Annotated in this window: 21 protein-coding genes; 1 reads left to right on the top strand and 20 read right to left on the bottom strand. The window is 40.1% G+C overall.

Annotated elements, in window-relative coordinates; translation table 11 throughout:
* Positions 1-6: 6 nt before the first annotated feature.
* The 11 genes from ACLNCV_RS05235 to pbp2b form a co-directional block, all read right to left on the bottom strand.
* Positions 7-792 carry an RNA-binding protein gene (locus ACLNCV_RS05235; protein ID WP_265484964.1) on the bottom strand — a complete coding sequence of 262 codons (786 nt, stop codon included), beginning with the start codon at positions 790-792 and terminating at the stop codon, positions 7-9.
* Entirely contained in the window at positions 789-1,052 is a 264-nt protein-coding gene (locus ACLNCV_RS05230; protein WP_261099492.1) for a YggT family protein, read from the bottom strand. Before ACLNCV_RS05230 ends, ACLNCV_RS05235 begins: the two co-directional genes overlap by 4 nt.
* Complete coding sequence (locus tag ACLNCV_RS05225) at positions 1,052-1,585, bottom strand: cell division protein SepF (RefSeq protein ID WP_424844940.1); 534 nt, start codon at positions 1,583-1,585, stop codon at positions 1,052-1,054. Before ACLNCV_RS05225 ends, ACLNCV_RS05230 begins: the two co-directional genes overlap by 1 nt.
* Positions 1,586-1,594: 9 nt before the next feature.
* On the bottom strand, positions 1,595-2,266 hold the full coding sequence (locus ACLNCV_RS05220; protein ID WP_024057152.1) for a YggS family pyridoxal phosphate-dependent enzyme: 672 nt from the start codon (positions 2,264-2,266) through the stop codon (positions 1,595-1,597).
* Positions 2,267-2,270: 4 nt separating this feature from the next.
* Entirely contained in the window at positions 2,271-3,527 is a 1,257-nt protein-coding gene (ftsZ, locus tag ACLNCV_RS05215; RefSeq protein WP_024057151.1) for a cell division protein FtsZ, read from the bottom strand.
* A gap of 17 nt (positions 3,528-3,544) precedes the next feature.
* Entirely contained in the window at positions 3,545-4,924 is a 1,380-nt protein-coding gene (gene ftsA, locus ACLNCV_RS05210) for a cell division protein FtsA (RefSeq protein ID WP_004257776.1), read from the bottom strand.
* Positions 4,925-5,138: 214 nt separating this feature from the next.
* The gene (locus tag ACLNCV_RS05205; protein ID WP_125454885.1) at positions 5,139-5,843 is read right to left on the bottom strand and encodes a YwaF family protein; all 705 of its coding nucleotides are present in this window, start codon (positions 5,841-5,843) and stop codon (positions 5,139-5,141) included.
* Between the two features lie 103 nt (positions 5,844-5,946).
* On the bottom strand, positions 5,947-7,311 hold the full coding sequence (locus tag ACLNCV_RS05200) for a UDP-N-acetylmuramoyl-tripeptide--D-alanyl-D-alanine ligase (RefSeq protein WP_424844939.1): 1,365 nt from the start codon (positions 7,309-7,311) through the stop codon (positions 5,947-5,949).
* Between the two features lie 83 nt (positions 7,312-7,394).
* Positions 7,395-8,438 (bottom strand): D-alanine--D-alanine ligase, encoded by a 1,044-nt coding sequence (locus ACLNCV_RS05195; protein WP_125442943.1) that lies wholly within the window; start codon positions 8,436-8,438, stop codon positions 7,395-7,397.
* A gap of 174 nt (positions 8,439-8,612) precedes the next feature.
* Positions 8,613-9,209, bottom strand: coding sequence for a recombination mediator RecR (recR, locus tag ACLNCV_RS05190; RefSeq protein WP_424844938.1), 597 nt, complete (start codon positions 9,207-9,209; stop codon positions 8,613-8,615).
* A 10-nt stretch (positions 9,210-9,219) separates the two neighbouring features.
* Positions 9,220-11,277: a penicillin-binding protein PBP2B gene (pbp2b, locus tag ACLNCV_RS05185; protein WP_261126260.1), complete on the bottom strand. Its 2,058-nt coding sequence runs from the start codon at positions 11,275-11,277 to the stop codon at positions 9,220-9,222.
* Positions 11,278-11,466: 189 nt separating this feature from the next.
* Here pbp2b and ACLNCV_RS05180 point away from each other — a divergent pair, with 189 nt between their 5' ends.
* Complete coding sequence (locus tag ACLNCV_RS05180; protein WP_084888731.1) at positions 11,467-12,318, top strand: MurR/RpiR family transcriptional regulator; 852 nt, start codon at positions 11,467-11,469, stop codon at positions 12,316-12,318.
* A 15-nt stretch (positions 12,319-12,333) separates the two neighbouring features.
* Here ACLNCV_RS05180 and ACLNCV_RS05175 read toward each other — a convergent pair whose 3' ends face one another.
* From ACLNCV_RS05175 to ACLNCV_RS05135, 9 genes are all read right to left on the bottom strand, one after another.
* Positions 12,334-13,218, bottom strand: coding sequence for an ROK family protein (locus ACLNCV_RS05175; RefSeq protein ID WP_049544865.1), 885 nt, complete (start codon positions 13,216-13,218; stop codon positions 12,334-12,336).
* Positions 13,219-13,235: 17 nt separating this feature from the next.
* On the bottom strand, positions 13,236-14,153 hold the full coding sequence (locus tag ACLNCV_RS05170) for a dihydrodipicolinate synthase family protein (protein WP_049544866.1): 918 nt from the start codon (positions 14,151-14,153) through the stop codon (positions 13,236-13,238).
* A 172-nt stretch (positions 14,154-14,325) separates the two neighbouring features.
* The gene (locus tag ACLNCV_RS05165) at positions 14,326-14,970 is read right to left on the bottom strand and encodes a YesL family protein (protein WP_060628657.1); all 645 of its coding nucleotides are present in this window, start codon (positions 14,968-14,970) and stop codon (positions 14,326-14,328) included.
* Positions 14,971-14,989: 19 nt separating this feature from the next.
* A complete protein-coding gene (locus ACLNCV_RS05160) occupies positions 14,990-15,442 on the bottom strand; it encodes a YhcH/YjgK/YiaL family protein (RefSeq protein WP_125393914.1) in 453 nt (150 codons plus the stop codon).
* A gap of 226 nt (positions 15,443-15,668) precedes the next feature.
* Entirely contained in the window at positions 15,669-16,508 is an 840-nt protein-coding gene (locus tag ACLNCV_RS05155; protein ID WP_001192120.1) for a carbohydrate ABC transporter permease, read from the bottom strand.
* Between the two features lie 15 nt (positions 16,509-16,523).
* A complete protein-coding gene (locus tag ACLNCV_RS05150; protein ID WP_153198773.1) occupies positions 16,524-17,390 on the bottom strand; it encodes a carbohydrate ABC transporter permease in 867 nt (288 codons plus the stop codon).
* A 221-nt stretch (positions 17,391-17,611) separates the two neighbouring features.
* On the bottom strand, positions 17,612-18,940 hold the full coding sequence (locus tag ACLNCV_RS05145) for an ABC transporter substrate-binding protein (protein ID WP_045611137.1): 1,329 nt from the start codon (positions 18,938-18,940) through the stop codon (positions 17,612-17,614).
* A gap of 114 nt (positions 18,941-19,054) precedes the next feature.
* Positions 19,055-19,753, bottom strand: a complete 699-nt coding sequence (locus tag ACLNCV_RS05140; RefSeq protein WP_001135679.1) for an N-acetylmannosamine-6-phosphate 2-epimerase — start codon at positions 19,751-19,753, stop codon at positions 19,055-19,057.
* Between the two features lie 172 nt (positions 19,754-19,925).
* Positions 19,926-21,029: a Gfo/Idh/MocA family protein gene (locus ACLNCV_RS05135; protein ID WP_000241730.1), complete on the bottom strand. Its 1,104-nt coding sequence runs from the start codon at positions 21,027-21,029 to the stop codon at positions 19,926-19,928.
* Positions 21,030-21,059: the final 30 nt, after the last annotated feature.

Here is a 21,059-nt window from a genome sequence, read left to right as displayed (position 1 = left end):
TTTTCCTCACTTACTTAATAACAATTGGACCGATAATTTCCTTTTATCTTTTTTTGTTTGCCCATTATCTCTAACGAGTTTCAATCGACCAAATTTCCTTACACTAATCAGATCACCAACTTGAACTGCATAATCTGATTTTTCAACTAAATGGTAATTCACTTGGACTGCCTGTTTTTCAATTAACTGACTTGCCTGATTTCTAGACAGCTTGAAGACACCTGCTAGAAAAACATCTAATCTAGAACTAGCAATACAAATATCTAATTCTTGATAATCTTCTACTGTAGTAATTTTCTCAGTAAAATCCCGTTCTTCTAGACGAACCGGTAAACGAGCAATTTTCGTAATGCCGTCTTGAAAAAGGAGCATAAACTGTCGATTAATGATAATCTGTGCTCTCTCTTCGTTGACTAAGATATCACCAAATAGCTTCCTATCGATTCCTAGCTGATTTAAAACAGTTCCTAATATTTTCGCATGTGTTAGGCGTTCAAACTTATTAGGATAGACAATTTCTTGCAAGGAAAGTTCAAAATCAGAGAATCCCGGCTCAAAATAATCAGGATACAGGAGTACCCGTACATATTCAGTTTCAAGAAACTGCCGACTGCTCATATAGGAGATGCCGTTGGTCGATGCTAGAACCTTTAAAATCTTTTCTTGGTGGGGATTTACAAAAGGTGATAAAAAAGGAGAATAAGAATCTTCTACCTTTTTTATCCATTCTACTCCCTTATCAATAAAAGACGAATCATTCTTAGAAAAGTGTTGATAAATCATCTTGTTCATAGAAAGATCACTAAAAATCGAATCAACTGTTCCCCTAGGAAGTGAACTAGTAATACCGCAATCCAGACAGACAAGTCAAGACCTGCAATCTGGAGGGGCAAACGTTGCAAGGGAGCTACTATCGGTTTCACTAAACTAATAATCAAGCGTCCAAGACGTGATTCATAAGCATTGGGAAACCAAGACATCAGAGCAAACACGATTAAAATCAGTGAATAGATATCCACTGCATTTTGAACAAAACGAATGAGAAAGATCATTATCTCACTCTCGTACGTTTCATATCAAAGCCAAATTCACCATTTTGTGATTCATCTGGGATTTTAATATCTTCAATATTAACGACAACATCAACTGGTGTCAGCAGGTACATAGTAGATGCTACCTTTTTCATGTTACCAGCTAAAACGTGGCGTGCCCCGTCCAGATAATCCAAACAACGACGTGCTTGAACTTCTGTCATATATTGGAAATCAATCAAAATACTTTCATTACCAGCTAATAAATCAACAATATCTGTGGCATCTTCGTATTTACGTGGATAACGAACATCAATTGTCACCTTATCAGTAGAACGTTGACTTTGCATAGCCAACTCTTGTTGACGGGCATGAAGACGAGTGATGTTTTTATCTTTAGATAGCGTGCTACCAGCTTGTTGAGGCAACTCTTGAACAGAAGGGACTGGAGTCACAATTGGCTCTTCAGCTTTAGGCTGATAAGTAGTACCAACATCTTCTCCATCTTCTGTAAAATAATCTATAAATTTATCAAATCTATCTTTTAAAGACATATTTCTTTCCTATTTAAAAAATGCTGTACCAATTCTGACAAATGTTGAGCCAAATTCAATCGCTTCCTTGTAGTCACGACTCATACCCATACTCAAGTCCGTCATTGGCATATTGGGAATTTGTTTTTCTCTAATTTCTAGTTGCAAATCCTGCGTAGCTTTAAAAATTTCTTTCAACTCATCACTACTAGCTTCAAAAGGAGCCATGGTCATCAAGCCGACATATTCAATTTTATCTAAGGTGGCCAATTCTGGCAAGAGCTCTAATAGTTCTTCCCTTGAAAAACCATGTTTGCTCTCTTCCCTTGAGATATTTACTTGTAAGAAACACTTAACAACTCTGTCACTTCTTTTTTGAATTTCTTCTGCTAGCTTTAATGAATCCAAAGCGTGGAAATAATCAACATACTGAATGACATCTTTGACCTTGCGTCTTTGCAAGGTTCCAATCAAATGCCAGGTAATATTTCTATCTTTTAAAGCTTCATATTTCTCAAGAAATTTATCCACACGATTTTCACCAATATGATGCACACCTAGCGGAAGCAAGGCCTCCGCTGTCGGTATGTCTACATATTTTGTAACAGCAACAACCGAAACAGAATTGGCTTCTCTTCCTGACTGCTGACTTGCATCTTTTATTTGTTGAAAAACACGTTCTGTATTTTCTTTCAAATTCATTTACTTAACGATTTTTGAAAAATGGAGGAGTGTCTAATTCATCCTCATCGTGTAAAGATGGCGCTTCGAAACGTTCAACTGGTGATACCACTGAATCAGTTGGTCGAACAATTGTCTCACGACGCAAGTCCCAATCACCAAATGCTGAAGTTTGAGAAGTTTCTGTGCGACGAGGTGCTGGACTTGGAATTTCTGCAGTTTCAGCCATATCAAACTGACGATTATGATTGTGTGCATGACTAGGACTTACTTGTTCATGACGAACAGCTTGTCTTGGTGCATGGCCCACAACTTTTTCCACACGATCTTGACGAACACCAGTTGCAACGACTGTAACACGGATTTCATCTTTCATGTTTTCATCGATTGATGTTCCAAGCCAGATGTTCACTCCTTGGCCAGCTGCTTGGTTGACGATCTCTGAAGCTTCTTCTGCCTCAATCAAAGTCAAGTCGAGACCACCAGTAACGTTGACGATGACATCCTCAGCACCGTCAATAGTTGTTTCAAGAAGTGGTGAGTAGATTGCCTTACGAGCTGCTTCTACCACACGTTCTTCACCACTACCGATACCGATACCCATTAGGGCGTTTCCTTTATTTGCCATAACTGTTTTCACATCGGCAAAGTCAAGGTTAATCAAACCAGGATTTGTAATCAAATCAGTAATCCCTTGAACACCTTGGCGAAGTACGTTATCTGCTTCGCTAAGAGCTTCAAGAAGTGGAGTTTTCTTATCAACAATTTCAAGCAAGTTGTTGTTTGAAATAATCAATAGAGTATCTACATGTTCGCGAAGCTGATTGATTCCTTCTACAGCGTACTGACCACGTTTGCTTCCTTCGAAACCGAAAGGACGTGTCACAACACCAACTGTAAGAGCACCTAAATCTTTAGCAATGCGGGCAATAACAGGAGCAGCACCAGTACCTGAGCCACCTCCCATACCTGCAGTAATGAAGACCATGTCTGCTCCAGTAATAGCTTGAGTTAAGGCTTCTTCGCTTTCTTCGGCTGCCTTTTGACCGATTTCAGGTCGACCTCCAGCACCCAAACCACGAGTCAATTTAGGACCTAACTGAATTACAGTCTCAGCTTTTGTACTACTTAAAGCTTGTACATCTGTGTTTGCTGCGATAAATTCTACGCCTGCAACACCTTCGTCAACCATGCGGTTAATGGCGTTTCCGCCACCTCCACCAACACCGATTACTTTAATCACTGCACCTTGAGCAGCCGCTGTATCAAATGAAAATGTCATAGTTTATTTTTCCTCTTTTATTCATCAAACATACTTCCAATTAAACCACGGAAGCGATCTGCGATTTTTGGTTTATTTTGAGAAGATACTTTATCTTCTTTCGGAGCAACTACGTTTGTAGAAGCTGATTGCTCTACCTCAGTATTTTGAACTGGTTGAATAGGGGTCGGTTGTGCTACTTGCGTAACGCGTTGAATCATCCCACCAAAATTAATTGGTTGGTGACGCAAAGTATCCTCACCCTTGACTGCTCTTTGTGCTAATAAATGCACCTCAGTCAATTGACCAGCAAATTCAGACAAGCTAATCACATGAGCGAAGGCAGGATTACGGATTCCAACTTGATTTGGAACGTAAAGTTTGACACCAACGCCAAAGACTTCCTGTGCAAGTTCTACAACACCTGGTAAAATAGCATTTCCACCAATCAGAACAATCCCACCTGGAAGATCCAACAAATGTCTTCTTTCCAACTCTTGTTTGATTTGTTCAAAAATGTGCTTAATGCGGGCTGAAATAATCTCTGCTAGGTAGCTTTCTGTAACTTCTACAGGCTCTACTTCACCAATTACTTCAACTTGGAAGGTTTCATTGCTTGCAAGTGAAGGGTAGGCTTCACCATAGTTTAATTTCAATCCTTCAGCTAATTTCTGTGAAGTCTTCAAGACTTTAGAGATATCTTTTGTGACATAATCTCCACCTTCTTGAAGAATATTTGTAAACTGGAGTTCTTGGTTACGGATTGTAGCAACAGTTGTTTGACCTGCTCCCATATCAATCACAGTAGCTCCAAATTCACGTTCTCCTTCGTTCAAGACTGAACGAACCAAAGCCAATGGTGAAATAATAATATTTTCAACTTGAACACCTGAGCGCTCAACTGTCTTGCGTAAATTGTGAAGAATAGTACGTGGACCTGTGTAAAGCAAACCACGCATTTCAAGACGAACCCCCATCATACCACGTGGGTCACGAATACCTTGGAAACCATCTACGATAAATTCTTCTGGAATAAAAGTAATGACTTCACGATCTGGTGTCATACTCTTTGTCAAGGCTGATTTAACAACATTTTCAACATCTTGATCTGTAATTTCTTTTGTATCAGATGTAACTGGAATCATACCTTGAGTTGGTTCTACCTGCAAAAGATTTCCAGGCAAACCAACATTCACTGATTTGATTGAAATGCCAGCTTTCTCTTCTGCTTGGGAAATAGCTGACTTGATAGCAGTTGCTGCTGCTTCAATGTCAACGATAATCCCATCCTTTACACCTTTACTCTTGGCATTACTTACACCAATTACGTTTAGTTCACCATTTCTATGCTCGGCAACCAATACTTTAATCGAATTAGTTCCGATATCTAAGCCTGTAAAAAAACCATCTCTAGCCATTACATCGCATCCTCTCTCTTCCAAGTTTCAAACTTCTATTCAATATAGCTAAAATAGGGCATAGCTATTCACAGAATATTATAACACAAAAAATCCAATCGTGCTTAGTTTTTCCTAAATTTACTTACCATTTTTTCACATTCGCTCATCAAATTTTTTTATTTTCCAAACAAGTTATAAAAAATCAGATTTATGAAAAAAAGAAAGCTCATTTCTAAGCTTTCTTTGCAATCATTTTTTCTGCTTCTTGTTCTAAAAATAGTTCCAAGATTTTCTTTGTTAACGTAATCGCTGCTGATAAGGCCAGGGAAACGATTAAATAATTAGCTACTAAGCCATGGTCTCCAACCAATGGTGGTTTTGTCAAGAATCCGTAATCTCCACCTGTTACTAAATTGACCACAAAAATCAAGGCATTTAGTGCAAAGGTCATGAGAAAAATTCCCTTCACATCCAGCAATCGCGCGTTATACTGTCTCAATAGATAAACTAAAGAGTTCCCCAAGAGAGCTAAGTGGCCAAAGATAAAGGATAAAATCGTAATATGTGGGAAAGGATAGGCATCTGACACTGGATAAACAAAGGCTGCTAATGTCCCAAATGTTCCTAGTAATGCAAAATACTGCCTATATTTGGACTGACCAGGTAGCAAGAGCACCACAAACATAGCCATACGACAATGGTAAAAGGGTAAACTTTCTGACAGAGGCATATGATTGACCCCATACCAACCATAAATCAGGATCAACTGAACCGCCTGCAAGATTTGGAAAAATCGTTGGTAAGCCTTCTTTTCACGATAACGATAGGCTGTATAAAAGGTCAAAGCTAAAAGCGTAAATAGGCTAACATACCAAAAAAGGTCAAATTTAGGTGGTTCTGTTGCTTGGGTCGTAAAGAAAATATCCCATAAATTCATCTAGTCTTCCTCATGATTCAAAATTTTCCTGCATTTTATTATACCATGCTATTTGTCAAAAATGGATTTAAAAATACATAAATGTTTGACAAAATCACTTTGCTTAATTTTCTAAACTTTCTACCAACTTGGCTAGATTCATAGAGTTAGAGCCTTTGAGCAGGATTTGGTCATTGACTCCAAGGCTTTCTTTGACCTGCTTGACTAGGTCTTCAAATTGGTCTTGGTCTTCTGTTTTCTTGAAGTAGTAAACGTGGCCAATTGGGAACATTTGACTGGCCAATTGGGCTAATTCAGCAATGTCTTCTCCATAGAAAATAACGGTATTCAGCACATCAGGCGAGAGGCTCAAAATCATCTGATTATGAAGCTGAATAGACTGGTCACCAAGCTCCTTCATATCCGCCAACACTGCAATTTTCTTGCCACCTTCATTGGCTGGAATGGCAGAGAATGTCTCCAAAATCAGCTTCATAGCAGTTGGATTGGCATTATATACGTCTGACAGGATATCTGCTCCATTGGCTGCTTTCTTCCACTCAGTACGATTACGCGTCAATTCAAGACCTTGGAAAGACTGACGAATTTGCTCCTCTGAAACTCCTTCTTGTAGGGCAACATAGGATGCAATCATAGCATTGGTGGCATTGTACTTGCCAGTTACTGGCAAATCAAGGTCTTGCTCCAAGAAATTGGCCTTAAAGGTCAAGCTATCCTTACGCTCAACCAAGTCGGTAATTTCCAACTCTGCCCCTTGCCCAAAACGAACTACCTTTTTGTCAGTTGGCAAGTAGTCCTCTACAATCGGATCTGCTGGTGCCAAGAGCAAGGAATTCGAAGACATCCCGTCTGCAATTTGCATTTTTCCTTTAGCAATTTCAGAACGATCTTTGAAAAAGGCCAAATGGGCTTCTCCAACCAAGGTCACGATGGCTGTTTTTGGATGAGCCAATTCTGACAAGAGATGAATATCTCCCAAGTGATCCTGCCCCATCTCCAAGACCAACTTTTCTGTTCCTTCAGGCATATGGAGAACTGTGTAGGGAAGACCAATCTCATTATTGTAGTTGCCTTGTGTCTTATAGGTTTTGTAGGTTGTTGATAGCAAGTGCGCTAACATATCCTTAGTCGTTGTCTTGCCATTTGAACCTGTGACAGCAAAGACATCAACATCCATTTTCTCAAGATAGTAGGATGCTAGGGATTGAAAGGCAGCCAAAACGTCATCTACTAGAATGTAGGGATGATTTGCGACCTTTTTCTCAGACAGGGTTACAGCAGCACCTTTTTCAAAGGCTGTTTCGATAAAGTCATGACCGTCACGCGCACCTTTGAGGGGGACAAATAAATCTCCTGCCGCAATCAAACGACTATCAAACTCAGCATTTTCCAACCGAGCATCCTCAAAGATGCTGACATCATTTTTAGCTCCGACAACTTGGGCCACTTCATGGATTGTTAATTTCATTTCTACTCCTTTAAAAAGGGTCGAAGCACGAGAACTCTAGTCACCTTGCAGTGATGGTTCTGGCTTCTACCCTCTCTTTCATTTTATAGCAAATGCGCTTCGCGCTTGTCAAAACTTTCCTTGGCAAGATCAACCAATCGCTCGATTAGTTCTGGGTAGCCGATTCCCATATTGTCCCAAAGTAATGGATACATAGACCACTGGGTGAAACCTGGCATGGTATTAAGCTCGTTGAGGAAAACCTCTCCCTTATCTGTATAGAAGAAATCGCAACGAGATAGACCGAGCCCACCAATGGCACGGAAGGCAGTTTCTGCATTTTGACGCATGACAGCTACCACATCATCACTAATTTTGGCTGGGATATCCATAGTAATCTTGTTATCAATATACTTGGCATCGTAGTCGTAGAAGGCAACATCCTTAACAACTTCTCCTGGAAGCGTGCTTTTGACATTGTAGTTACCCAGTAGACCAACCTCGATTTCACGGGCATTTACCCCTTGTTCAACCAAGATACGACTGTCATATTGGAAGGCAAGTTTCAAGGCTTGACGAAGTTCCTCTTGATTTTCAGACTTAGAAATACCGACACTAGAACCCATGTTGGATGGTTTTGTGAAAACTGGATAAGTCAATTTTTCTTCAACTTCAGCAATTTTAGCAGTCATATCATCGCCTTCAACGATAGCCACATAAGGAACTTGGGCAATCCCGACAGATTCTAAGACACGCTTAGTGGTGATTTTATCCATGGCAAGGCTTGATGACAAGATATTACAGCCGACATAAGGCATTTTCAAAACTTCGAGGAAGCCTTGAACAGAACCATCTTCTCCCATCGGACCATGAAGGACTGGGAAGACCACTGCACCATCTTCGTAGATGGCACTTGGTGCAACTTGCTTATCCCAATCAATGGTTTCATTAGTCATAAGACGATCCTCTTGACCTGGAGTCTGGTTAAATTCTTGCGTTTTAATAAAGTCACCTGACTGGCTGATGAAGAAAGTCTTGACTGTGAAACGGTCGTAGTTGACCGCACGCATGACACTTTCAGCTGAAAGAACAGAGACTTCACGCTCTGCACTACGTCCACCGTATAAAAGAATAATCGTTTGTTTCATATTATTTGTTCCAATTCTAATAGAATACTCGTTCTTTAGTATATCATATTTGCTTCTTTTTTGAAACTTGAACCTGATACTGGTCTTCAATAAATCTAAAAAGAGACCGATAAAACAACTGTCGGTCTCCGTGATTTTTGTATAAATGAATTGAGTGTGTTAATTTGTCTACACTTACAACTCTGTTCGATTTTCAATGGCTCGTAAGAGTGTAACTTCATCCGCATACTCAATATCCGCTCCGACAGCGAGACCTCGTGCTAGACGCGTAACCTTGATACCAGCTGGCTTGAGCAAACGTGAAAGATACATGGATGTCGCTTCCCCATCTGCTGTAGCATTTGTTGCTACGATTACTTCTGAAACTTCACTATCCATAAGACGAGTCATAAGGCTCTTGAGATTGATATCATCTGGACTGACGCCATTCATGGGAGAAATGAGTCCATGCAAGACATGATAAAGTCCATGGTATTCTTGAATATTCTCCATAGTCGCCACATCGCGACTATCTTCGAGAACTAAAATCGTTGTCTGGTCACGAGTCGGATCGGTACAGATAGAGCAAGGATCGTCATCAGTCAGGCGACCGCAGATGGAACAGTAGGTCAGCTCTCTCTTAGCAGAAAGGAGATTTTTAGCAAATTCATTGACATCGTCATCAGACATTCCAATAGTATAGAAGGCCAGACGGGTAGCCGTCTTAATCCCGATACCCGGTAACTTCGAATAACTGTCAATTAGCTTAGCAATAGGTGTTGGATAAAGCATATGTTCCTTTCTAATTCATTGGATGATGTTGGTTATAGAGGTTGATAATATCGCGCGCAATGGAAGGTCCGACACCATTTGTAAGGTTGGTGTTATGAGGGAAGACAACAGCTACAGCGATTTGAGGATTATCTGATGGTGCATAGGCCACAGCATTGGTATTGTTAGCTTCTTGACCTCCCGCAACATAACTTTCGGCAGTACCTGTTTTTCCACTAATGGATACCGCTGCGCCATTTGAAAAGGCACGACCGGTTGTCAAAGCACTACCACCATGTGACACTTGATAAAAGCCTTGTTGGAGGATGGAAACATCAGACTCAGAAATATTAATTTTATTCATTTCCTTGGTTTCAACAGATTGGATTAAGTTCCCTAAGCCACCTTGTTCGTTGTTTCCATAAATCCCCTCGACAATGTGAGGTGCAATCCGAACACCGTTGTTGGCAATGGTTCCAACGTACTGGGCCAATTGCATAGGGGTGTAGTTATCAAACTGACCAAATGCATTGGTAATGTAATTAGCAAAATTATACTCTTTTGGTATAAAACCAGTTGACTCATCTGGAAGGTCAATGCCTGTTGAGGCTCCGAGACCATATTCCGCAAATGTCGAGCGAAGTTTCCCCATGGCGGAGTCTAAATTGTTAGTTAACACAAACATATTGGGTTGATAGGTCTGACCCATAATGCCCAAAGCCGTTTGGACCATGTAGGTATTAGAAGAATACTCCAAGGCTTCCACAGCTGTAATCGGAAATGAACCGTAAGCCTGAGTGTACCAAGAATTAATTGGAGCTGAACCTTGGAAAACAATCGGTTGGTCTGTCAAGGTCTGATTCCCTGATAAGACTCCATTCTCCCAACCAGAGCTGATGGTCGCCGCCTTGACAACAGAACCCGGGACAAAGACATTGGTTACTGTTCCCAAGGAATCAGGTGTTAAATCTCCCGTTTTCAAGTCATGTTTTAGCCCTGACATAGACAAAACCGCACCTGTTTTTGGGTTGAGGGCGACTGCATACACACCTTCTGAATACTTGGCTCCTCCATTTCCCAGTTCGGAATTGAAATAACTCTTAAGCAGATTGTCCACGCTATCTTGGAAGGCCAAATCAATAGTCAGTTTAATATTATTCCCTTTGGTACCATCTTCGATATTTTCGACACTTTCCATGTTACCGTACTTATCTAGATGGATCTCCTTAACTGAGCGTTTTCCTTGCAAGGTTTCTTCATATTGTTTTTCTAGATAAGAAGTCCCAACACGATCATTTAAAGAATAACCCTTTTTGATATAAGCATCTGCTTCTTCAGCTGGTAGACCAGCTTTTTCACTGGATACACTTCCTACTATAGACGAAAGAGAAGTCTCTAGAACCTTTCGATCCCACGAAGTTGAAATACTGATACCAGGTAAATTCTTAGAGGCCGAAGCAATCAAGGCAATCTGTGTATCTGACAAAGAATCTGTCGCAATGGTTCCTGTCGCAAAATTTCCAACTGCATTGAGTTGGCTAAAGAGGTAAATTTCTTTCTTTTCGTCATCCGAGTAGGCCAATTGGCTTGGATCGATACTTTCAACAGTATTATTGTAAAGCTCGGATTCAGATAATTGATTGCCATCAGAATCAAATCGCTTCTCACGTGGTAAACTTTCCACTGCTTTCTTATAGACATCTTGATCTGCTAGGTAATAGTCCGCCAACTGTCGGTCAGTCAATGTTGGAGAAGAAACTCCCACATAAGCCAGCAACTTCTTGGCTGTTTCTTTTAAATCTGCAGCCGTCATTTTGTTGTTTCGAGTAAAGGAAACAACTTGTTTCACAGTATTTTCAACTAAGGGCTTGCCGCTGGCATCATAAATTTCGCCCCGAGCCGAACTAGTGGTCACCTTTGTTTTACTAGCAGATGCTAATTTTGTCTCATAAAAATCCTTGTTCAAAACCTGCATATAAAGCAGGCGACCTATAATGGCCATAAAGAGCAAAATGACAATCGAAAACAATAAATTAAGCCGAATCGGAATCGAATGGCTGTCAAATTTTCTCATACAAATCAGTCTCATTTCTATTTTAAGTCTTACTCTTAATTGTACCATAATTTGAGAAGAAAATTATGGAAAAGAAGTGAGCTTTTTTAATTTAGTTTCTGATGGTTTTTTTATTTAAACATAACTATTTTATATGATATAATATTTACAAAAGCTACAAAAAATAATTATCGATTAATAGCTAGACTCAAATAAAGGAGTATCATGAACCCGCAAGATATCGCAAGCATTATTGATCTTCATTTTGAAGAGTTAACAGATCTAGAGCAAGAAATCGCTCGCTATTTTTTACAATCTGAAACCATTGCAGATGATTTATCTTCTCAGCAGGTCACTCAAAAATTACATATCTCTCAAGCCGCTCTGACCCGCTTTGCTAAAAAGTGTGGTTTTACAGGTTATCGAGAATTTATTTTCCAATACCAACACCAAGCAGATAATCAAGCTAGCCAACATCCCGACCACAGCCCCCTGACAAAACGAGTTCTTAGAAGCTACAGTAATATGCGAGAACAAACACAGGACTTGATTGACGAAAAACAACTAGAACGAATCGCCCAGTTAATCGAAGGTGCTGATCGTGTCTACTTCTTCGGAACTGGCAGTTCTGGCCTCGTCGCTCGTGAAATGAAATTACGCTTTATGCGTCTGGGGGTGGTATGCGAGGCTTTAACCGATCAAGACGGCTTTGCTTGGACAACCAGTATTATGGATGAAAATTGTCTCGTACTCGGTTTCTCACTTTCTGGCACAACACCTTCTATTTTAGATAGTCTATTAGACGCTAAGGAGATGGGGGCAAAGACTGTACTCTTTACAAGTGTTCCCAATAAAGATAGTCAGACCTATACAGAAAACGTTCTTGTTGCTAGCCACAGTCAGCCTTCCTACATTCAACGTATATCCGCTCAACTTCCTATGCTCTTCTTTATCGATTTGATTTATGCCTATTTTTTGGAAATCAATCGTGAAAGCAAGGAGAAAATCTTTAATAGCTATTGGGAAAATAAAAAACTCAATGGCTATCGTAGACAAAAACGCGTCAGAAAATCCTAGTTTGGCTCAGCCAAACTAGGATTGTTTTGTTTTAAAGTGATAATAAGCTCCCAACATACCTGCTGTATTTTGGTGATGGGCAAATTCTAATCGTGTTTTTTCAGCTAGGCTTGGCACCAAGGCATCTTTCAAGGCTGTGCGAATCTTGGGTTTGAGGATAGCCTCTTGTCCCATGATACCGCCACCGAGAATAACCACTTCTGGATTAGCAACGTAGCAAATATTTGCCAAACCTTTCCCTAGGTAATCTACCATCCGGTCAATACCAGCCATGCAGATTTTGTTTCCTTCAGTGGCTTCCTTAAAGATACGTCGGCCATTCCACTGGTCAACTGGATCTCCATGACCTGCTGCTACATACTCTACCAAGGCTGTCGTAGAAGCCAAGTCTTGGAAATCTCCATCCTGCATATGCATATAACCGACTTCGCAGGCTGAATTGCTAAAACCATGGAAGACTTTCCCATCCATAATCAAGCAGCCACCGATACCGGTTCCAATGGTCAAGCAAAGTGTCACACTCGCTCCCTTGCCTGAACCAGATACCGCTTCAGCAAGACCTGCACAGTTGACATCATTTTCAATCTCACAAGGAATATTAAAGCTAGTCTCGATTTCCTTCTTGAACTGAGTACCTGCGTAGTTGGGAATCTGAGGCCCAGCATAGAAAATCTCACCCTTGTCTGGATCCACCATTCCTGCAGAAGAAATGGCAACACCTGCTATTGGGCCTTTTTCTAAATAGCTAGCTACAGTATCTTTGGTCTTTTGTAAGATATGAGGTCCACCTTTATGCGCCTCTGTTGGCATTTCATGCGATTCAACAAGTTGGCCTTCTTGGTCGATCAAACCATATTTGATGTTGGTTCCACCGATATCAATTGCAACGTAGTGTGTCATAAATACCTCCTTATGGATTAGAGGAAGCGCTCCTTGGTTTCACGAATCAAGGCTGCAGCTGCTTCTACAACTGGGCGATCTTCTTCAGTCACTGGTGTCAATGGTGAACGAACTGATCCAATGTTAAGTCCTTCATTGATTTTCAAGACTTCCTTAATCACACCATACATATTTCCATGTGCAGCAGTCAATTTGCCAATGATTGCATTGATAGCGTATTGCAATTCACGCGCTTTTTCCAAGTCTTTGTCAGCAATCAACTGATTGAGTTTCAAGAATAGTTCTGGCATAGCACCATAAGTACCACCGATACCAGCTTTAGCTCCCATGAGACGACCACCTAAGAACTGCTCATCTGGACCGTTGAAAACGATATGGTCTTCCCCACCAAGGCTCACAAAGGTTTGGATATCTTGAACTGGCATAGAAGAGTTCTTAACACCGATAACACGAGGATTTTTCAACATTTCTGTGTATAGACTTGGAGTCAGAGCAACACCTGCCAATTGAGGAATGTTGTAAATCACGTAGTCTGTGTTTGGAGCTGCAGAACTGATATCGTTCCAGTATTTAGCAACTGAGTATTCTGGCAAGCGGAAATAAATTGGTGGAATCGTTGCAATGGCATCTACACCCAAGCTTTCAGCATGACGAGCAAGTTCCATACTATCTTTGGTATTGTTGCAAGCAACGTGAGCAATGATGGTCAATTTACCTTTGGCAACTGCCATGACTTCTTCCAAGATTAACTTGCGGTCTTCAACGCTTTGGTAGATACATTCACCAGAAGAACCATTGACATAAAGACCTTGAACACCTTTATCAATGAAGTATTGAACCAAGGCACGCGTACGCTCTGGACTTACTTCTCCTTGATCATCATAACATGCGTAGAAGGCTGGAATGACACCTTCGTATTTTTTTAAATCTGACATAGATTTTCTCCTAAGATTTCTTTTTTTCTGCTAAAAGCAGGATTTATTCTTTACGTGTTTAGTATACACCTTATGAAAAACGCTTTCAATATCTTGTGTACACTTAGATTTTAGTTTCGATATGAATTTTGAAATGTTTATGGCTTGAAAGTAGTTTCATAGACAAGCCATCCTATTGGTATTTTGCGAAAATTTTCTCCATCAATCCAGTCTGGAGAAAGACCAAGAGCCCAAACCCAAAAAGCAGGAAGGCTGAACCACCTAAAAGTAAAGTGAAGGCGGACAGATAAAGAACCATCACAATAAGAAAGAGAATAGCTAACATGAGGAAGAACCAAGGAAAGTTAAAACTTGCCAAGATAAGTCCTTTTTGTAAGACTTCTTTCCAAGTCAAATCATAGCGTGCAGCTATGGGATAGCTAGCCAACATCACGATAGTGAGGAAGATAAGAACGCCTAGACAGATAGCTTTCACCATTTGGAAAGGCATAGCTGTCTGACCCCAGAAGAGATAGAGGTCTAGAAGGCTTAATGAGACAATGCCCAACTCAAGCAGACCTAACTGAAGACCTAGTTTCAGATTTTGCTTGAAAGCTCTTAAATAGATTCTAAAGACAGGCACACGTCTACTCTTCTTAATCTCAAACATAGTCTCGTAGAGACTAATTTTAGCCACTCCAATCGTCACGATGGGCAAACAAGAGACGACAAAAAGAAGATTGGCTGTCACGATATCCAAGACCTTCTCACTAAAACGCATGAGAAAGTTATCTGTATCAAATGCTGCCTTGATAAGGCTTACTCCTTTTTGTGCCATATTTGCTCCTCCTGATTTTTTAATCAATCAAAATTTTAAAGAGATATTTGCGAACCTTCTCTTCCATACCTGCATAGCCATTCGGCTGGTGCGGTTCTCCTGGGAAGAAAATCGCAAAATTGTGATAACCCAACAAGAGTGGGTAGTGTTCATGACAATGAACAAAGCCAATGTCACTTGCTTCGTCGAATGCTACTGCCTCGTCTTTGATACGTGAACCGTAGCTCGAATATTCATGTCCTTCTAGCAGCAAATGCAAATCTGCATAGTTTTTATGATGCTCAAATTGATCATTTTCAGCTTGATTGAGGACATTTTCCTGCACAACTAGAAAGACCTTGTCCCCGTCAATCTCATACTTACCTAATTCAAATGAATCTTTACGATGCTGGTAGAGATAGTCGATAGCCTTGTCTAGATTGGGATGAATTCCTTTGTAAAAGGTGATGTTTTTCAAATCGTCAAAAATCATACTCTTTCCTTCGTTTCTGATAGTTAACTAAAATTATTCTTAAGTTGATAAGTGTCTAACAAAATCTCTAAGGTAAGCAAATACCCTACATTTTGTAGACACTTATAACTCTGTATTCTCTTATACTCAATGAAAATTGAAGAACAAACTAGGAAGCTAACCGCAGGCAATACTTAAGTATGGCAAGGTGACGCTGACGTAGTTTGAATTCAATTTTCGCAGAGTATTAACCTTTGACCGCTCCCATAGTAATACCCTGAGTGAAAGATTTTTGGAAGACTAGGAAGACTGTTACGATTGGAACTGCTGCAAGAGCGGCACCTGCCATGATCAAACCATAGTTGGTTGCCATTTCAGCTTGCATAGTTGCAACCCCAAGTGAGATGGTCAAGTTTTGACGTGAAGTCAACATAACCAACTGCATGAAGTAGTCGTTCCATGTATTGATGAAGGTAAAGATTGCAAGGGCTGCAAATCCTGGTTTCACAATCGGGAAGGCTACGCTCCAGAAAGTACGAATCTCACCACAACCGTCGATTTTAGCTGACTCAAGCAACTCTGTAGGGATATTCTCACTGAACTGTTTCATGAGGAAGACCCCGAATGGCCATCCAATCAAAGGCAAGATAACTGCCCAAAGTGTATCATGGATTCCCATGAAGTTGACGATACGTACCAATGGCACAAGGACAACTTGTTTTGGAAGTGCCATGGCAGCGATAAAGATGGCAAAGAGAATACGCTGACCATAGAAACGTTTTTTAGCCAATACATAACCTGCTAGAGAAGAGGTCGCACAGACTAAGAACATGGTTACCAATGAAATAAATACAGAGTTCCACATCCACTGCAAGGCAGGGTTTTGCACCATAAGTTGTTGGAAGTTTTCCATGGTTGGCATTTTAGGGAACCATTGTGGTGGAATAACGATTGTATCAGGTTGTGACTTGAAGGCACCTGTCAAAATCCAGTAGAACGGAAAGATGAACAGCACGGTCAACAAGAGCAAGATAATAGTTGAAATAACAGTAAAAGCTGTTAAAGGTTTCTTTTGTGTAGATTGCATAGCTGTCTCCTTTCTTTAGTATTCTACGTCGTTTCCAAGTACTTTAAATTGAACAAAGCTTACGATAGCGATCATAACTGCTAGGAATACACCAATTGTGTTGGCATAGCCATATTCTGTCAATTGGAAGGCTTTTTCGTAAAGGTAGTACATAAGTGTACTTGTTGAGTAGTTTGGACCACCAGATGTCAACAACTGAATCAAGGCGAAACACTGGAATGAGTTGATTGTTGTAATGATTGCGATGTAAAGAGTTGTTGGAAGAAGGCTAGGCCATTTAATCTTCCAGAAAACTTGCAATTCAGTCGCACCGTCAACCCGAGCTGCTTCTACCAATGAATTGTCAATATTTCCCATCGCTGCGATATAAAGGATAATCGGCTGACCAACAGATGTAGTCAAAAGGATAATCATAATCGCCATCAAAGCCCAGTTTTTATCTCCCAACCAAGAAATGTTTTGGCTGATGATGTGGCTTGACTTAAGGACAAAGTTTAGAATCCCTGATAGTGGGTCATAAATCCATTTCCAAACAACTGTTACGGCAACACTACCTGTTACAACAGGAAGGAAGAAGACGAAACGGTAGAAAGATCTGGCAATGGCATTTTGATGATAGGTCTGAGATGCTACAAAGAGTGAGAATAGAACAACCACTGGTACAGATCCAATAACCAGAATAACGGTATTGATCAAAGACTTCATAAAGACAGGGTCTTTAAACATGCGAACATAGTTGTCCAAGCCTACAAACTCAAATTTAGTCATTGAGTAGTTAAAGAAACTTGTAATGAATCCCATAATCATAGGAGCCAATACAAAGATGACAAAGAAGAATAATACTGGTGCTAGGAAAGCGTAGGAAATCACTGTTTCCCGCATACGAATTTTATTGACTTTCACAGTCGGCACCTCTCTTTCACAAATAAAATATTTTGGATTTTTTTAAACTATTTTAAAATCAAAATGAAATTTTTTAAGATTCGCTTATGTAAGAACTTCATTTTAATTTCGTGACAGTTCCTTACATTTCAAATAAAATCCCCCCTTTTCTTACATAGACTATGCACAGGGAAAAGGGAGGAGTCAATCTGATTTAGTGCTTATTGTTTTGTAGCTTTTTTAATTGTTTCGTTAGCTTTTTCAGTGAAGGCTTTCAAAGCATCCGCTGGTTTTTCGTCACCATTTGATACAGATTGCAACATTGGGAACCAAAGTGTTCTCATTTCAGCAAAACCATTGATAGTGTTGTAGTATGGTGAGTAGTATTTAGTCCAACCACTGATTGTTTCCATACGTTTGTCTTCATAAAGTTTGCCAAATGAAGTACGAACTGGGAAGGCACCTGTACGAACAACGTCTTTTGGACCCCATTCTTTGTCATCCGCGATGAATTGAACGAATTTCTTAGATGCTGCAACTTTCTTGTCGTCTTTATTGTTGAATACTGCAAATCCGTTTACAAGGTATTCAAGAGCTGGTTTACCTGAATCTGATGGGAATGGTACTTCTACCACTTCTACTTTACTTGCTTCCAAGAGTTTAGCTTGGATACCGTTTTGAGCTGGTGCCCAAAGGATTGTGTAAGATGTTTGACCGTTGGCAAAGTTTTGGATATCTGCTCCACCGTCAAATTGTGAACCATTGTTCAACAAACCGTCTTTAATCCAGCCAGCTGCTTTTTCAAGACCTTTGACGAATTTAGGATCATCAGTTGTATATTTTGTTACATCTTTATCTGTTACAGAACCGCCGTAAAGGTTTGAGATGAAGGCACGTGTTCCTTGGTCTCCCCCTTGACCAGAACTGAACAATGAACCTGGTGTGTAGCCTTTGTCTTTAAGCGCTTTCAAAACTTTTTCAAAATCATCAGTTGTCCAACCTTCTTTTACAAGGTTTGCAACTCCAGCCTCTTCCAACATTTTCTTGTTCATAGCCATATAGAATGGTGCAGAACTTATTGGATACATGTAAGCTTTGTCTCCAGCTTTACTTGCTTGTACAATGTTTTCATTGTTAACATCTTTAACAAATTCGTCTGTGAAGAGATCGTTCAACTCAGCCAATTTACCATTTTTACCGTATTGGATGATACGTCCTGGTGCGTCAAAAAGTACGTCTGGAGCTGTTCCTGCTTCGATAGCTGTTGTGATTTTTTCAGGACCTGACTTGAAGTCGATGGTTTCCAATTTCACTTTTACATCTGGATTTGCTTTTTCAAAAGCTTCGATGATTGATTTTTCATATGTTCCAACACCGTCACCAGTTTTTTCTTGAGTGAAGACTGGGAATGCCCACCAAGTGATTTCTGTTTTAGCGCCATCTCCACCTGATTTAGCAGCATCTTTGCTACCACCAGAATTACCACATGCAGCAAGGCCAAGAACCGCAGCACCCGCAAGTACTGTACAAGCTAGTTTTCTAAATTTCATTTGTATTCTCCTAATTGATAAGCGTATCCATATTGGATAATGAGTAAGATTGCATTTGTATACGTTTTCATTTCATCCGACGCATCCACCACTCTCCTCTGTTTTTAAATTGTGTTATTTAAGACCAGCAACGAAGCGTTCTGTAATCTCTTTTGGTCTAGTAATAGCGCCACCTACAACGATGCCTCGCACTCCATATCCCAGGATTTGTTTGGCTTGTTCTGGTGTATGAATTTTCCCTTCTGCAATGACATCTACACCGGCATCACAGAGTTTTTTAATTAATTCAAAATCGGGACCATCCACTTTTGGACTGTAAGATGTGTATCCTGATAAGGTTGTTCCGACAAAGTCAATTCCTGCTTCAACAGCTGCCAATCCTTCTTCGAAAGTACTTGTATCAGCCATCAAGAGCTGGTTAGGATATTTCTCCTTAACCTGACGAATGAACTCTTGGATCTCCAAACCATCATAGCGTTCACGCTTGGTACAATCCAGAGCAATCACTTCTATGTCCAGTTCTGCTAATTCATCAACTTCTTTCATAGTAGCAGTGATGAAGGGTTCTTGCGGTGGATAATCTCGTTTAATTATCCCAATGATTGGAAGGTTGGTAACCTCCTTGATTTCCTTGATATCGCGAACACTGTTTGCTCGGATACCAACTGCTCCACCTTGCTCAGCCGCTTTGACCAGCAAGGGAATGACTCCTCCCGCTTCTGTATAAAGCGGTTCGTGAGGAAGGGCCTGACAAGAAACGATGATTCCATCTTTGATTTGTGCAATCAAGGCTTCTTTAGTAATCTGTGGCATCCTCTTTCCTCCTTTTCTTTGTTCTTATGGGTTTATTATATATTATTTTTAAAGCGCTTTCAACACTTTGTAGTATAATAGATTTCAGTTTCAAAAGTTATTTAATTCAAACAGGCCTGCTGAAAGTACTTTCAGCAGGCCTGTTTGAATTTTTTTAGGAGAATACCAATGTTTATTGTACAACTTCAGACAGTTTTACTTTACGATCTTCAAACATAGATTTTGTACAAGCATCTGCAGTAGCAATTGCTTCTAGAGCCGCTTCACCTGTCAACAATTTTGCAAATTCTTCTGATACTGGAGCTCCTTGCATAATTTCATGTAGATAGCGCATTTCTTTATCAATGACTGATGATAACCATAATGGAGTACGTTTACCTGGTTTACCATAAGCAATTGCTCCGTCCATCTCTGTACTATGATAGATACGAGTCCGATCATCATCTTCTTCTTGCGATTCATGAATCAAGAAATAACTTTCTTGTCCATCTAGCTTAAGAGTTCCTTTACAGTTGAATAAGTCTAAGCGGATAGCACCTTTCGTTCCTTGAATCAAAACATAATGTTCACCCCAACGATAAGCTGACCCCCATTCTAACAAGGCAAAACGCTTATTAGAAAATTCCATATTGACAAAAATCATATCATCTTCATCACCGAAATTTTCACCTTCATGGGCTACATTTCCACCTGTCATGGTTACAGTTTCAGGCATACCACCCATAAGGAATTGCACGCAATCCAACTCATGGATGTGGTGATACAAGTGACCACCTGATTTTTCACGGATTTTTTTCCATGATACTGATGGTTGTTGTTCTTCCCAACCATTACGAGCTGTGTGACAGTATAGAACGTCTCCAATAACTCCTTGATTAATTAGTTCTTTTGCATGATGAACACCATTAAAGAAATTCATAATATGTCCTGCCATAAAGGTTACATTGTTTTCTTTACATGCATCTACCATCTCGCGACAATCTTGATAAGAAAGCGCAATTGGTTTTTCACAGAAAACATTTTTGCCATGTTGTGCAGCCTTAATAACTGGTTCTTTATGAAGATTATTTGGAGTTGCGACAATAACACAATCTACTTCATCGCTAGAAACCAAATCATCTAAGGAGCTTGCTACTTTTGCTCCCAATTCTTCTGCAATTGCTTCTGCATTATCTGGATCATAGAGAAGAGTAATCTCTGCTCCATCATTCTTTTGCATATAACGAGCTAACTCAGCCCCAAAATATCCTGTTCCAACAACACCATATTTAACCATGTTTTTCTCCTTTATTATTGAATAAACTTT

The organism is Streptococcus sp. CL5.50 (genome assembly GCF_049738015.1).
GTDB lineage: Bacteria > Bacillota > Bacilli > Lactobacillales > Streptococcaceae > Streptococcus > Streptococcus mitis_CA.
This window is presented reverse-complemented; position numbering and strand designations above follow the sequence as displayed.